The organism is Ruegeria sp. BI11 (genome assembly GCF_056538005.1).
Map to the genome: position 1 here is coordinate 12,669 of NZ_JBQFSM010000008.1, position 14,177 is coordinate 26,845.

General features: G+C 58.7%; 14 protein-coding genes. 12 read left to right on the forward strand and 2 right to left on the reverse strand.

Annotated elements, in window-relative coordinates; translation table 11 throughout:
* Nucleotides 1-66: 66 nt before the first annotated feature.
* The 12 genes from ACR0DT_RS16665 (at nucleotide 67) to ACR0DT_RS16720 (ending at nucleotide 12,937) form a co-directional block, all read left to right on the forward strand.
* Nucleotides 67-1,083 (forward strand): DNA-directed RNA polymerase subunit alpha, encoded by a 1,017-nt coding sequence (locus ACR0DT_RS16665; RefSeq protein WP_058276312.1) that lies wholly within the window; start codon nucleotides 67-69, stop codon nucleotides 1,081-1,083.
* Between the two features lie 118 nt (nucleotides 1,084-1,201).
* Nucleotides 1,202-1,624 (forward strand): 50S ribosomal protein L17, encoded by a 423-nt coding sequence (rplQ, locus tag ACR0DT_RS16670; RefSeq protein WP_170356670.1) that lies wholly within the window; start codon nucleotides 1,202-1,204, stop codon nucleotides 1,622-1,624.
* Between the two features lie 220 nt (nucleotides 1,625-1,844).
* Complete coding sequence (locus ACR0DT_RS16675) at nucleotides 1,845-2,837, forward strand: TauD/TfdA family dioxygenase (RefSeq protein WP_480711838.1); 993 nt, start codon at nucleotides 1,845-1,847, stop codon at nucleotides 2,835-2,837.
* Nucleotides 2,838-2,918: 81 nt separating this feature from the next.
* Entirely contained in the window at nucleotides 2,919-4,304 is a 1,386-nt protein-coding gene (locus ACR0DT_RS16680; protein ID WP_480711839.1) for a trypsin-like peptidase domain-containing protein, read from the forward strand.
* 3 nt (nucleotides 4,305-4,307) lie between these two features.
* Nucleotides 4,308-5,618, forward strand: a complete 1,311-nt coding sequence (locus tag ACR0DT_RS16685; protein WP_480711840.1) for a replication-associated recombination protein A — start codon at nucleotides 4,308-4,310, stop codon at nucleotides 5,616-5,618.
* 109 nt (nucleotides 5,619-5,727) lie between these two features.
* Nucleotides 5,728-6,771 (forward strand): RluA family pseudouridine synthase, encoded by a 1,044-nt coding sequence (locus ACR0DT_RS16690; protein ID WP_480711841.1) that lies wholly within the window; start codon nucleotides 5,728-5,730, stop codon nucleotides 6,769-6,771.
* On the forward strand, nucleotides 6,768-7,439 hold the full coding sequence (locus tag ACR0DT_RS16695) for an HAD-IA family hydrolase (RefSeq protein WP_480711842.1): 672 nt from the start codon (nucleotides 6,768-6,770) through the stop codon (nucleotides 7,437-7,439). Before ACR0DT_RS16690 ends, ACR0DT_RS16695 begins: the two co-directional genes overlap by 4 nt.
* Nucleotides 7,440-7,443: 4 nt before the next feature.
* Nucleotides 7,444-8,151, forward strand: coding sequence for an ATP12 family chaperone protein (locus ACR0DT_RS16700; RefSeq protein WP_480711843.1), 708 nt, complete (start codon nucleotides 7,444-7,446; stop codon nucleotides 8,149-8,151).
* A 208-nt stretch (nucleotides 8,152-8,359) separates the two neighbouring features.
* On the forward strand, nucleotides 8,360-9,379 hold the full coding sequence (locus ACR0DT_RS16705) for an amino acid ABC transporter substrate-binding protein (protein WP_480711844.1): 1,020 nt from the start codon (nucleotides 8,360-8,362) through the stop codon (nucleotides 9,377-9,379).
* Between the two features lie 128 nt (nucleotides 9,380-9,507).
* A complete protein-coding gene (locus ACR0DT_RS16710) occupies nucleotides 9,508-10,776 on the forward strand; it encodes an amino acid ABC transporter permease (RefSeq protein ID WP_480711845.1) in 1,269 nt (422 codons plus the stop codon).
* A gap of 1 nt (nucleotide 10,777) precedes the next feature.
* Entirely contained in the window at nucleotides 10,778-12,133 is a 1,356-nt protein-coding gene (locus tag ACR0DT_RS16715; RefSeq protein ID WP_480711846.1) for an amino acid ABC transporter permease, read from the forward strand.
* 12 nt (nucleotides 12,134-12,145) lie between these two features.
* Complete coding sequence (locus tag ACR0DT_RS16720; protein WP_480711847.1) at nucleotides 12,146-12,937, forward strand: amino acid ABC transporter ATP-binding protein; 792 nt, start codon at nucleotides 12,146-12,148, stop codon at nucleotides 12,935-12,937.
* A 45-nt stretch (nucleotides 12,938-12,982) separates the two neighbouring features.
* Here ACR0DT_RS16720 and ACR0DT_RS16725 read toward each other — a convergent pair whose 3' ends face one another.
* Entirely contained in the window at nucleotides 12,983-13,480 is a 498-nt protein-coding gene (locus ACR0DT_RS16725) for a SixA phosphatase family protein (protein ID WP_480711848.1), read from the reverse strand.
* Nucleotides 13,477-14,163: a ferredoxin gene (locus ACR0DT_RS16730; RefSeq protein ID WP_480711849.1), complete on the reverse strand. Its 687-nt coding sequence runs from the start codon at nucleotides 14,161-14,163 to the stop codon at nucleotides 13,477-13,479. The genes ACR0DT_RS16725 and ACR0DT_RS16730 overlap by 4 nt, the downstream gene beginning before the upstream one ends.
* Nucleotides 14,164-14,177 lie beyond the last annotated feature (14 nt).

Consider the following 14,177-nt stretch of genomic DNA (forward strand, 5'->3'; position numbering starts at 1 on the left):
TCATTTTGAACCTCGGGCGTCTGCACCTTGTTGGTCATGGGGCGCGGACAGGAATGGAGGGATTACATGATCCATAAGAATTGGGCTGAATTGATCAAGCCGACCCAGCTGGAAGGCAAGCCGGGCAACGATCCCGCACGTCAGGCGACCCTGGTTGCCGAGCCGCTGGAGCGTGGCTTTGGTCTGACCCTGGGCAACGCGCTGCGCCGCGTTCTGATGAGCTCGCTGCAAGGCGCGGCCATCACCAGCGTCCAGATCGATAACGTTTTGCACGAGTTCTCCTCGGTCGCGGGCGTTCGTGAAGACGTCACCGACATAATCCTGAACCTCAAGCAGGTTGCCCTGCGCATGGAAGTCGAAGGCCCCAAGCGCCTGTCGATCAATGCCAAAGGTCCCGCAGTTGTCACCGCTGGTGACATCAGCGAAAGCGCCGGCATCGAGGTTCTGAACCGTGATCACGTCATCTGCCACCTGGACGATGGCGCCGACCTGTTCATGGAACTGACCGTCAACACCGGCAAAGGCTATGTTTCGGCTGAAAAGAACAAGCCGGAAGATGCGCCCATCGGCCTGATCCCGATCGATGCGATCTATTCGCCGGTCAAAAAGGTTGCTTATGACGTTCAGCCGACCCGTGAAGGTCAGGTTCTGGACTATGACAAGCTGACCCTGAAGATCGAAACAGATGGTTCGATCACTCCGGAAGACGCGCTGGCCTTTGCCGCTCGTATCCTGCAGGATCAGCTGTCGATCTTCGTCAACTTCGACGAGCCGGAATCGGCTGGCCGCCAGGACGAAGACGATGGTCTGGAGTTCAACCCGCTGCTGCTGAAGAAAGTGGACGAGCTGGAACTGTCGGTTCGTTCGGCAAACTGCCTGAAGAACGACAACATCGTTTACATCGGCGACCTGATCCAGAAGACCGAAGCCGAGATGCTGCGCACCCCGAACTTCGGCCGCAAGTCGCTGAACGAGATCAAAGAAGTGCTGTCCGGCATGGGTCTGCACCTCGGCATGGATGTCGAGGATTGGCCGCCCGACAACATCGAAGATCTGGCCAAGAAATTCGAAGACGCGTTCTAAGCGCGTCTTCCCTAATGCCCGGGCTGCCGGGGACAACAAGGGCACTTCCGCCCCAAGGAGAGCCGGTGACACGCATCGCCGGCCAGACAAAGCAAAACGCGAAAGAAGGAACTAGAAAATGCGTCACGCACGTGGTTACCGCCGCCTGAACCGTACTCATGAGCACCGCAAGGCGCTGTTTGCTAACATGGCTGGCTCGCTCATCGAACATGAGCAAATCAAGACAACTCTGCCCAAGGCAAAAGAACTGCGCCCGATCATCGAAAAGCTGGTCACTCTGGGTAAGCGCGGCGACCTGCACGCCCGCCGTCAGGCCGCAGCACAGCTGAAAGAAGACAAAGATGTCGCAAAGCTGTTCGAAGTTCTGGGCCCCCGCTATGCCGAGCGTCCGGGCGGTTATGTCCGCATCCTGAAAGCTGGCTTCCGCTATGGCGACATGGCCCCGATGGCGATCATCGAATTCGTTGATCGTGACGTCGACGCCAAAGGCGCGGCTGACAAAGCCCGCGTCGCCGCCGAAGAGGCTGCAGACGAAGAATAAGAAAGTCCGACTTTCTGATTTCGGCCCCTGCGTCCCGGGCGCGGGGGTTTTTCTTTTTCGGCTCCTATGTTGCACCATTAGCTGATCACAGAATTGTCCGTTGATAATGGCCCACCCTTCACGCATCACTTCGTAAGGTGAACGCAAAGGACGGGTGATGGGAATTCTTGCAGAAATACCAAGTGAACTCACTGGACCGTCCGTATGGACAGGTGAGGAAATGCGTGAGCGCCAGGGTGATTGGGTCATCGACCTTGCGCCAGTAGACATCGCAGACCTCGAACAAGCGGCCAGGCATTATCTGAGCCTCGGCCTGGACATTGGTGAGATCACAAAGGCGGAATTTCCGCTTAAGCAGTTTGGTCAACATCTGGCAAAGCTGCGCGACAAGCTGATCAACGGAATAGGGTTCGAAGTGATCCGGGGCCTGCCGGTGCAAACCTACACGCAGGAAATGGCGGCGACGATATTCTGCGGTGTCGGGGCGCATCTGGGGTCGGCCCGGTCGCAGAACGCGCAGGGGCATATTCTGGGGCATGTGCGTGACATTGGTGCAGATGCAAATGACCCAAACACCAGAATCTATCAAACGCATGAGCGTCAGACCTTTCACACCGACAGCGCCGACATTGTCGGCCTTTTGTGCCTGAGAAACGCGAAAGAAGGCGGCGACTCTCTGCTCGTTAGCGCCGAGGCTATTTATAACAGGATGCGGACTGAGTGCCCGGACCTGTTGGAGCTGTTGTTCGACCCCATAGCCACCGACCGCCGAGGCGAAGTGCCGGAGGGTATGGAGCCTTTTATGACAATACCGCCGTTTTGTTGGCACAATGGCAAACTGACGGTGTTCTATCAGCGGCAATACATCGATAGTGCCCAGCGGTTCCCCGAGGCAATGCGGCTCACGTCGGACCATGTTGCGGCGCTGGACCAGTTCGACGCCTTGGCCAATGATCCTGGTCTTTGTCTATCGATGCGGCTGCAGCCGGGGGACATGCAGTTTGTTTATAACCACTCCCAACTGCACGACCGGACCGGCTTTGTGGATTGGCCAGAGCCGTCTGAGCGGCGCCACCTTCTAAGGCTCTGGTTGTCGCCTGAGGGGGACCGGGAATTGCCCGAAGTTTTCAAGCAACGCTATGGAACGATTGAGGTTGGGCAACGCGGTGGGATAATCACCAAGGGCACACGTCTGCACGCCCCTTTGGATTGAACAATCAATGGCGTCTTCCGATGCTTGCATTACATCCCGAGTGGACGCATATCCGGAGGGCGACCAATCGACGGAAAGATCATGCGGAAAGTTCTGAGTTCACTGTTGCTGGCAACCCTTACGGTGTCTGCACATGCCGAAACGAAAGTGCCGACATCGCAGGCTGAAATAAGCCTTGGGTTTGCGCCGGTGGTAAAAGAGGCCTCACCAGCTGTCGTCAACATCTATGCCAAGATCGTTCGGCAAGGGCGCTCGAACCCGTTTTTCTCGGACCCGTTCTTTCGGGATTTCTTTGGTGGTGGTTCGGCTGAGCCGCGCCAGCGCGTTCAGAACTCGTTGGGATCAGGCGTGATCCTGTCGCAGGATGGTTATGTCGTTTCGAATTATCACGTGGTGGGCACAGCCACGGAAATACGTGTGGTGACGACGGACCGGCGGGAATACTCGGCGCAGGTGGTGCTGGGCGACAAGCAAAGCGATATCGCCATATTGCGACTGCAAGAAGCCGACGATCTGCCGTTCCTGGAGTTGCGCGACTCGGATCATGTCGAAGTGGGCGAACTGGCGCTGGCCATTGGTAACCCGTTTGGGGTGGGGCAGACCGTTTCGTCGGGCATCATCTCGGGTCTGGCCCGAACAGGGGCGGCCACCGGCAATGCGCGCGGGTATTTCATTCAGACAGATGCAGCGATCAATCCGGGAAATTCGGGTGGGGCGCTGATTGATGTGAATGGAGACCTGATTGGTATAAACACGGCTATTCTAACCCGCTCGGGCGGATCGAACGGCATTGGATTTGCTATTCCGGCCAATCTGGTGGCCGAGTTCCTGCGGCAGGCGCAGGAGGGCAACGACAGTTTCATCAGCCCCTGGGCCGGAATGTCCGGCCAGCACATGAGCGCTGATATTGCCGAATCACTTGGCCTAGTGATCCCGCTGGGCGTGGTGATTTCTGACCTGCATCCCCTGAGCCCGCTGGCTGACGCAGGGCTGCGTGTTGGTGACGTAGTAACCCATGTGGATGGGGATGAGGTTAACTCTCCGGCCGAAATGAAATTCCGCATGTCAGTGGCGGGTGTTGGCGGCACGTCGGTTGTGACCAGGTTGCGTGGAGAGGAAAGCGCGGAAATCGAAGTCGCCCTGATCAGGCCCCCGGAAACCCCTGCATCGGAGGAGACCACGCTGGACGATCAGACGGTAATGCCGGGGCTGACGGTTTCGCGCATCAATCCGTCGGTCATCATACAGATGGGGCTGCTGCTGTCGCAAACCGGCGTCGTTGTGGTGGATGCGGGCCGGTATGGCGGGCGGTCGGGGCTGCGTGTAGGTGACGTGGTCAGTGGCATCAACGGAACACAGATAGAACACCCGCAAGACGTAGTGGATGCACTGACCGATCCGGGACGCAGAGTTAATTTTGACATTCAGCGCGGGGGGCGTTCGATGTCCCTGCGGTACCGGCTGTAGAGCGTGAGCGATCTGTTCGACACCGGGGCGACCGCGCCCGCACCGCCCGCGCATCGCCCGCTGGCAGACCGGCTGCGCCCGCAGACACTGGCCGAGGTGATCGGGCAGGCGCAGGTCCTGGGTCCGGACGCGCCACTGGGGGTCATGCTGGCCTCGGGCAGCTTGTCCAGTCTGCTGTTCTGGGGCCCTCCGGGTGTGGGCAAAACCACCATTGCGCGGTTGTTGGCGCAGGAAACGGATCTGCATTTCGTTCAGATTAGTGCGATTTTTACCGGCGTGCCGGACCTCAAGAAAGTGTTCGAGGCTGCCAAAATCCGACGCCAGAACGGGCAGGGCACGCTGCTGTTCGTCGACGAGATCCACCGTTTCAACAAAGCCCAACAGGACGGGTTCCTGCCGCATATGGAGGACGGGACGATCCTGCTGGTCGGGGCCACGACCGAGAATCCGTCTTTTGAACTGAACGCCGCTGTTCTCAGCCGGGCGCAGGTGTTGGTGTTGGAACGGCTCAGCCTTACCGATCTGGAACGGCTGACCCAACGGGCCGAGAAAGAGCTGGACCGTGCACTGCCGCTGACCGGCCCCGCCCGCGAGGCGCTGCAGGAAATGGCGGATGGTGACGGGCGCGCGCTGTTGAACCTGATCGAACAGATCGCCGCGTGGAAGGTCGATGCCCCGCTGGACCCGGATGCGCTGTCGACCCGGCTGATGCGCCGCGCGGCGAAATACGACAAATCGGGCGACGAGCATTACAACTTGATTTCGGCCCTTCATAAATCGGTGCGTGGGTCGGACCCGGACGCGGCGCTGTATTGGTTCGCGCGGATGCTGACGGGGGGCGAGGATCCACGCTATTTGGCACGGCGGATCACCCGGATGGCGGTTGAAGATATCGGCCTGGCCGACCCGCAGGCACAGGCGATCTGTCTGCAATCCTGGCAAACCTATGAACGGCTGGGCAGCCCTGAGGGCGAGTTGGCCTTGGCGCAAGCGCTGGTTTATTTGGCCTTGGCCCCCAAATCGAACGGTGCGTATGTCGGATACAAAGCCGCCATGCGGTTGGCCAAGCAATCGGGCAGTGAACCGCCGCCCAAACATATCCTGAATGCGCCGACCTCGCTGATGAAGGATCAGGGCTATGGCGCGGGCTATGCCTATGACCACGACGCCGAGGATGGCTTTTCAGGTCAGAACTACTTTCCCGACGGTATGGACCGGCCTGAACTGTATCAGCCGGTGGAACGTGGGTTCGAACGCGAGTTGAAAAAGCGGCTGGATTATTTCGCCAAGCTGCGGGCCCAGCGCAACGGGTAAGGTCGGCTTGACTCTTGCGGTGCGGCAGGCCACAGACGCGCATGTTTTCTAGGACACGTACAGACAGGCTTAGCGCGCGGACACGTCGCGCGACGCAGGGGATATCGGCATGAGCGGCGTACAGATGATCACCGTGGCAGAAGGTGACGGCGACCAGCGGTTGGACCGGTGGCTTCGCCGCCTGTTTCCCCATGTCAGTCAGGGGCGCATCGAAAAGATGTGCCGCTTGGGCGAGCTGCGGGTTGAAGGCGGGCGGGTGAAAGCCTCGACCCGGCTTGAGGCCGGTCAGGTCGTGCGCGTTCCGCCTTTGCCCGATGCCGATCACAAACCTGCTGAGGTCAAACATCGTATCTCAGATGCGGACGCCAAGATGATTCAGTCCTGCGTCATCTATCGCGATGATCACGTTCTGGCACTGAACAAGCCCCAAGGTCTGCCGGTGCAGGGCGGCAGCGGCCAGACGCGCCATGTGGACAGCCTGTCCGAAGCGCTGCGGTTTGGATATGATGAAAACCCCCGCCTTGTGCATCGGTTGGATAAGGACACCTCGGGCGTGTTGCTGATGGCGCGCACGCGCGAGGCGGCCAAAGGGCTGACCGCCGCCTTCCGTCACCGCGACACGCGCAAGATTTACTGGGCGCTGGTCGCCGGGGTGCCGACGCCGTATCTGGGTGAGATCAAGACCGGGCTGGTCAAAGCCGCAGGCCACGGCAAGCACGGTGAGGGTGAAAAGATGATCCCTGTGCATCTGAACGAAATCAACGACACGCCGGGTGCGAAACGGGCGCACACTCTCTATGCCACGCTTTACCGGGTGGCTGGACGCGCTGCATGGGTGGCGATGGAGCCGATCACGGGCCGCACGCATCAGCTGCGCGCGCATATGGCCGCAATTGGGCATCCCATCATTGGCGATGGCAAATACGGCGGCTCGGGTCAGGAAAATCTTGGTGATGGGTGGGGCGCGCAACTGGGTGGTATCATCAGCAAGAAGCTGCACCTGCATGCTCGGCAGACCTCGTTCCAGCACCCGGTAACCCGTAAGACCATCACTGTCACCGCTTCGTTGCCGGATCACATGAAACACAGTTGGGACACTTTCGGTTGGACCGAGGATCTGGCCGCCGATGACCCGTTCGAGGAACTGCAATGAGCGCACCGCTGCGTTTGGTGCTGTTCGATGTGGATGGCACTTTGGTCGACAGTCAGGGCAGCATAGTCGCGGCGATGACCTCCAGCTTTGAGGCGCTGTCTCTGCCAGTGCCTGACCGCAACGCGATTTTGTCCATTGTCGGCTTGTCCTTGCCCAACGCGATGGCGCAACTGGCACCTGAACATTCTGACAACGATCAGCGGCGTCTGGTCGAGGGGTATAAGCAGGCCTATCACGCGCACCGTCTTGAGAAAGGTGCTGCAAGCTCTCCGCTATATCCTGGCGCGCGGGAGGCCATTGAGAAGTTGCATGCTGTGCCCGAGATTTTATTGGGAGTGGCCACAGGCAAATCCCAACGCGGACTGGATGCCTTGATCGAGGCGCACGAGCTGGAATCGTATTTCGTGACCCGACAGGTGGCGGATCATCATCCCTCGAAGCCGCATCCTTCTATGATTGACGCCGCACGCAGCGAAACCGGGGTGGATGCGGCCAATACAGTGATGATTGGTGACACCAGGTTTGACATGGACATGGCCCGTGCTGCCGGGGTGGTGGGCATCGGTGTCAGCTGGGGCTATCACGACCGGTCCGCTCTGGACGGTGCGACCTGCGTAATTGAAAATTTTGACCAGTTGCCGCAGGCGCTGGGCGATATCTGGACCTGACGACATGAGCGATTGGAAACCCAAACGATTTTGGACTGAAAGCACGGTGGTGGATGCCGAGGGCGGTTTCACGGTCGAACTGGACGGCCGCCGCGTGAAAACTCCGGCCAAGGCGACCTTGATCCTGCCCACACGTGCGATGGCCGAGCAGGTTGCCGCGGAATGGGATGCGCAGGAAAAAGAGATCGATCCAACGGTCATGCCGTTCACACGCTCCGCCAACGCCGCCATCGATAAGGTCTGCCATCAACACGCCGAGGTTGCGCACATGCTGGCCGACTATGGGGATTCGGATCTTCTGTGCTATCGCGCGGCCCACCCGCAGGGGTTGCAAGACCGCCAGGCCGAGCAATGGGACCCGGCCTTGGACTGGGCGGCCGAAGTGCTTTCTGCGCGGCTATTGCCTGTGGTCGGTGTGCTGCATCAGCCACAATCTGAAACGGCGCTGAACACCCTAAAGCAACGTGTTCATGGGCTTAGTGATTTTCAACTGGCAGCCTTCCACGACCTTGTCAGCCTGTCGGGTTCACTTATCCTTGGTTTTGCCGCTGCCGAAAACTGGCGCGACATTGAAGAAATCTGGGAAATATCCAGACTGGATGAGCTTTGGCAGATTGAACAATGGGGTCACGATGATGAGGCTTTTGACGTAGCGGAAACAAAGAAAGCGGCCTTTTTGCACGCCAAAAGGTTCTTTGACCTCTCGATTTGATCCCTCAGAACCTGATTTTCCAACTTCGAACGAGTCATCTTTGGATTGACTCATCGTTTTCCCTGATCCGGGCCTTGACGTTTGTTTATGAATACGCCCAAACTCGTGCCCACTAAAGGGGAGACACCTTTGGGGAAACCTTTCTGGTGCCAAAGGTGCCGGACAGAGCCGTCTCTGGATGGGGACGGAAAATCAGGAAGAGGTAAAAATGAAAAAATCCGTAATCTTGGGCGTGGCAACCATCGCCGGCCTGGCTGCTGGTGCAGCTGCGGCGGGGACTGCCGATGATGTCAAGGCGCGCGGCAAACTGAACTGTGGTGTGGCAAGCGGCGTACCCGGCTTTGCCAGCCCGGATGCCAATGGCGAGTGGCAGGGCTTTGACGTGGCCGTGTGCCGCGCAGTCGCAGCCGCCGTTCTGGACGATCCGACCGCCGTAGAGTTCATTCCGACCACCGGTAAGACACGCTTTACCGCGCTGGCTTCGGGCGAAATCGACATGCTGGCCCGTAACACCACCTGGACCTTCAGCCGCGATGTTGACCTGAAGTTCGAATTCGTCGGCATCAACTACTATGATGGTCAGGGCTTCATGGTTCCCAAGGCTCTGGGCGTCAGCTCGGCCAAGGAACTGGACGGTGCGACCGTCTGCATTCAGACCGGTACCACAACCGAGCTCAACCTGGCGGATTTCTTCCGCATCAACAACATGAGCTACGAGCCGGTTCCGATCGAAACTAACGCCGAAGCGCAGCAGCAGTATCTGGCTGGTGCCTGTGACGTCTATACAACGGACGCATCCGGCCTGGCGGCGACTCGCGCCACCTTTGAAAACGCCGGTGATCACGTGATCCTGCCCGAAATCATCTCGAAAGAGCCGCTGGGCCCGCTGGTCCGCCACGGCGACCACGAGTGGGGCGATGTTGTTCGCTGGACCCTGAACGCACTGATCGCAGCCGAAGAGCTGGGCGTGACCTCGGCCAATATCGACGAGATGTCCGGTGGCGCCACCGACAACCCGGAAGTAAACCGCCTGTTGGGTACCGAAGGTACACTGGGTGAGATGCTGGGTCTGGACGCGACCTGGGCACAGCGCGCGATCAAAGCGGGCGGTAACTACGGCGAGGTGTTTGCCAAGAACATCGGTGAAGAAACTCCGATCGGTCTGGCACGCGGCCTGAACGCTCAGTGGACTGATGGTGGCCTGCTTTACGCACCGCCTTTCCGCTAAAAACCACGGAAAAGGGCGCGGGGCAACCTGCGCCCTTTTTCCTTCCATAAGAAACACGCCCGGATGGCTTTGAGCAGAGAAAAACTCTGCCAACAAAAAACCGGGATGCACGGGGAAAAACATAGGTCATGACGACACTCACTGACCCGCCGAAGGAGCACTTCCGGCTGTCCATGCTCCTTTACGATACGCGGTACCGATCTGCGACCATTCAGGTCATAGCGATGATCGGTTTTATGCTTCTGGCAGCCTGGCTTATCAACAATACCATTCAGAACCTTGAGGCGCTGGGCAAAACAGTCGAGTTCAGCTTTTTCAGCGAACCGGCCAGCTATGACATCAACCAGCGCCTGTTGGAGTACGACTCGCGCGATACCCATCTGCGTGCGGCCTTTATCGGGTTGCTGAACACGCTGGTCGTCGCGGTTCTGGGCTGTATCACCGCTACAATCATCGGCGTCATGGTCGGCGTCCTGCGCCTGTCGAACAACTGGCTGATCGCCCGGATCATGACTGTTTATGTCGAGATGTTCCGCAACGTTCCAGTGCTGCTTTGGATCGTGTTCGCTATGGCGATCCTGATCGAAAGCCTGCCGGCGCCACGCGCCTTCCGGGGGGAGGACCCCGAGGCGACGATGAAGCTGTTCGACTCGGTCGCCATCACAAATCGCGGGGTCTATGTTCCCGATTTCTTGTTCTCGCGTAGTTTGGGGGATATCCATCTGTTCGGCACGTCCAGCCTGCGGTTTGACGTTTCACTGGACCTGATCGCGTTTCTGATTGTCATTGGCGGCAGCATCTTTGCGATGCGCAAAGTGGCGGCCTGGGCCAACGCCGCGCAGGAAAAGACAGGCGACCGCCCGACCATCTGGCACATCCAGCTGGGCCTGCTGTTCGTTCCGTCGGCCATCCTGCTGACGGCGCTGGGCTTTCACCTGGGCTACCCCGAACTGAAAGGTTTCAACTTCACCGGCGGCACCCACTTGCGGAACTCGCTGATCGCGCTATGGCTGGCCCTGTCCCTGTATACAGCTGCCTTCATCGCAGAGATCGTACGTGCCGGTATTCTGGCCATCTCAAAAGGTCAGACCGAGGCTGCGTCAGCACTGGGTCTGCGCCCAGGTCGTACAATGCGTCTGGTAATCCTGCCGCAAGCGCTGCGAGTGATCATTCCGCCGATGATCTCGAACTATCTGAACCTGACCAAGAATTCGTCGTTGGCGATCGCGGTTGGTTATATGGATATCACGGGTACCCTAGGTGGCATCACCATGAACCAAACTGGTCGCGAACTGGAATGCGTTCTGCTGCTGATGCTGATCTATCTGGCCATCTCCTTGAGCATTTCGGCGGTGATGAACTGGTACAACAACCGTGTCAAACTGGTGGAGCGGTAATATGAGTGATGTTTCATTTGTCCGCACGGAAATGCTGCCTGAGAAGGAGCCACCTGCATCCGAGGTCGGCATCCTGGGGTGGATCAGGCACAATCTGTTCTCAAGCTGGCTCAACGCCATCCTGACCATTCTCTCACTGGTCTTCATCTACTACGTGCTGTCCAACATTCTTTCATGGACGTTCGAATCTGTTTGGAACGCCAATTCCTTGTCAGAGTGTCGTGAGATTATGATGGCGACGTGGGGCGATACCCACGGTCATGCCTGCTGGGGCGTGATCAAGGATCGCTGGCTGCAGCTGTTGTACGGGTTCTATCCGCCCTATCCGGCGCACCCGAGTGCGACGTGGTCGAATCCACCCGAATCGGGGGGCTGGCCGGCCTATTTCCGGCCGAACTTGACCTTCGTTTTGCTGATCGCTGCGATTGCGCCCGTCCTGTTCACTGGGGCACCGCGCAAACTGCTCTACCTTACGGCGGCATATCCATTCCTGCTGCCCTGGTTGATGTGGGGCGGCAGCATTTGGGGGCCACTGATGGTCGCCGCAGGCTTTGGCATCGGTTATATCGCCTACAGGCTTATCCTGCCGGCGGCAGGCTCTCTGGCAGCCTTGGTGGCAGCGGTTTTGTTGCCCATTCTGTGGTGGCTGTTTGCCTCAGGCGCGGTTGCCGGGGCGATCGATTCCGTCATTCCCATCGGTATTGCGACAGTAGAAAGCCGTGACTTCGGTGGCTTCATGCTGGCGATCCTGCTTGGTGTTGTGGCTATTGGTGTCTCGTTGCCTATCGGGATTGTTCTGGCGCTGGGCCGTCAGTCTGATCTGCTGATCGTCAAATACCTGTGTGTGGGCTTTATCGAGTTCATCCGCGGCGTGCCGCTGATCACCTTGCTGTTCGTGGCTTCGCTGCTGCTGAATATCTTTATGCCGCCGGGCACCAATTTTGACATCATCCTGAGGGTGATGATCATGATGACCCTGTTCTCGGCTGCCTATATGGCCGAGGTGATCCGGGGTGGTCTGGCGGCCTTGCCAAGGGGGCAGTACGAAGGGGCCGACAGCTTGGGCCTGAACTATTGGCAGGCACAGCGGCTGATCATCATGCCACAAGCGCTGAAAATCTCTATCCCGGGCATCGTTAGCACCTTCATCGGTATCTTCAAGGATACGACGCTGGTCTCGATCATCGGTCTTATCGATGTGATAGGACTGTCGAACGCGATCCGCGCCGATACCGCCTGGAATGGCGTCTACTGGGAACTGTTTGCCTTTATCGGCGTTCTGTTCTTCGTCGTCTGCTTCTCCATGTCCCGTTATTCCATGTATCTGGAGCGCAAGCTTCAGACTGGCCACCGTTAAGGAGTTCAACCCATGTCTGAACTTGCAATTGAACGTGAAATCGACCGCTCGAAGATGCAGGTGAGCGACGAGGTCGCCATCGAAATCACCAACATGAACAAGTGGTACGGGTCCTTCCACGTGCTGCGCGACATCAATCTGACCGTCAATCAAGGCGAGCGGATTGTGATCGCGGGGCCGTCGGGGTCGGGCAAATCCACCTTGATCCGCTGCCTGAACGCGTTGGAAGAACACCAGCAGGGCAAGATCGTCGTGGACGGGACCGAGCTGTCGAATGATCTGAAAAACATCGACAAGATCCGGTCTGAGGTTGGCATGGTGTTCCAGCACTTCAACCTGTTCCCGCACCTGACGATCCTGGAAAACTGCACGCTGGCCCCGATCTGGGTGCGCAAGACGCCAAAGAAAGAGGCCGAAGAGCGCGCGATGCATTTCCTAGAAAAGGTGAAAATCCCAGATCAGGCGCTGAAATATCCCGGCCAGCTGTCGGGTGGTCAACAGCAGCGTGTGGCGATTGCCCGTTCGCTCTGCATGATGCCGCGGATCATGTTGTTCGATGAACCGACTTCGGCGTTGGACCCTGAGATGATCAAAGAGGTGCTCGACACCATGATCGAACTGGCCGAGGAAGGCATGACCATGCTGTGTGTGACCCACGAGATGGGCTTTGCCCGTCAGGTCGCCAACCGCGTGATTTTCATGGATGCTGGCCAGATCGTGGAACAGAACGAACCGGAAGAGTTCTTCAACAACCCGCAATCAGAGCGGACCAAGCTGTTCCTCAGCCAGATTCTGGGGCACTGATCCCAACGAAACCAAGGAAAAGGCGGGGTTTTGCCCCGCCTTTTTTCATTCCAGCAACTCGCGCGGGATGACAAATCCCTGCACAGTGCCGCTGTGCCATCGGACGTGCGCCCAATCGTCGATATCAAACCGGATCACGGTCGTGGCGCAGGTCGGGTAATCGTGGAACCGGGCGTGGTTGGGTGCCTGTCGGACAATACGGCTGGCAAAAACACCGATGCCGGGGTTGTGACCCAGCATCAGAACGGTGGGTTCAGTCGCCCCCGAAAGCTCGGTCAGCATGTTTTCGGAACCAGCATGATAAAGCGCGCGGTGGAAGCTGATCTTGTCAGCCTGCAATTCCATCCGGTCCCAGGTTTCACGGGTGCGGGTCGATGTCGAGCTTAGCACCTCATCCGGTAGCCAGCCGTTCGCGCGGAGCCACCCGGCAATCGCTGGGGCTGATTTGCGTCCGCGTTTGTTCAAAGGGCGGTCATGGTCCGTAAGATTCAGGTCATTCCAGCTGGACTTCGCGTGGCGGGTCAGGATCAAGGTGCGGGTCATGACGGGTGGAAGGCTCTCATGTGGTGGGCGGATTGCTCCGGGTCGCGCCCTGCACCCGCGCTGAGCGGGCAGGACAGGCGCGCCAAGCAGCCGCCGGTCATGCAGGTTTGCCCTTCAGCAGTCGAGAGGTGGCCGTGGCAGGCGTCGACGTCATAGAAACTCTGACTGTTCAGTGCACCGACCGGACAGGTATGGGTACAGGGAGCCGGGCAGTCTGTGCAAGGTGATGCGCTGCCGCCTTCGGGGATGTCGAATTCTCGTCCGAAATGCAGCGCTCCACGGTAGGAGATCATCATACCCACTGTATCATGCACCAAAGCACCGACCGGACTGCTGAAGGTTCGACCGGATTTCAGCGCCCAGTCGATAAAGGGTGCGTAAGGTGGTCCGCCAAACGGAAAGTGAGCCTGTGCACCTAGATCCTGCGCTATCTGCCCGATGACGCGGCTGGACCAGCGGTCTACCGGATCGGGTCCTGACCATTCTGCGGAGGCTTTCAAGACAGGCCAAAAGGCGGCACCCGCGCCCAAAAGAACCAAAGTTCCTCCGTCCAACCCCTTGGCACCACTTAGTCGCGGATGTGTCGCACCCATGACGATCAAACCTGCTTGATGCGCCGCGCGCATGACCCAGCCATAGCTGATTGCTGCCGCGTAAGAGGATGGTGGGGGACGTCCGGTCATCTCTCCTCTGGGGG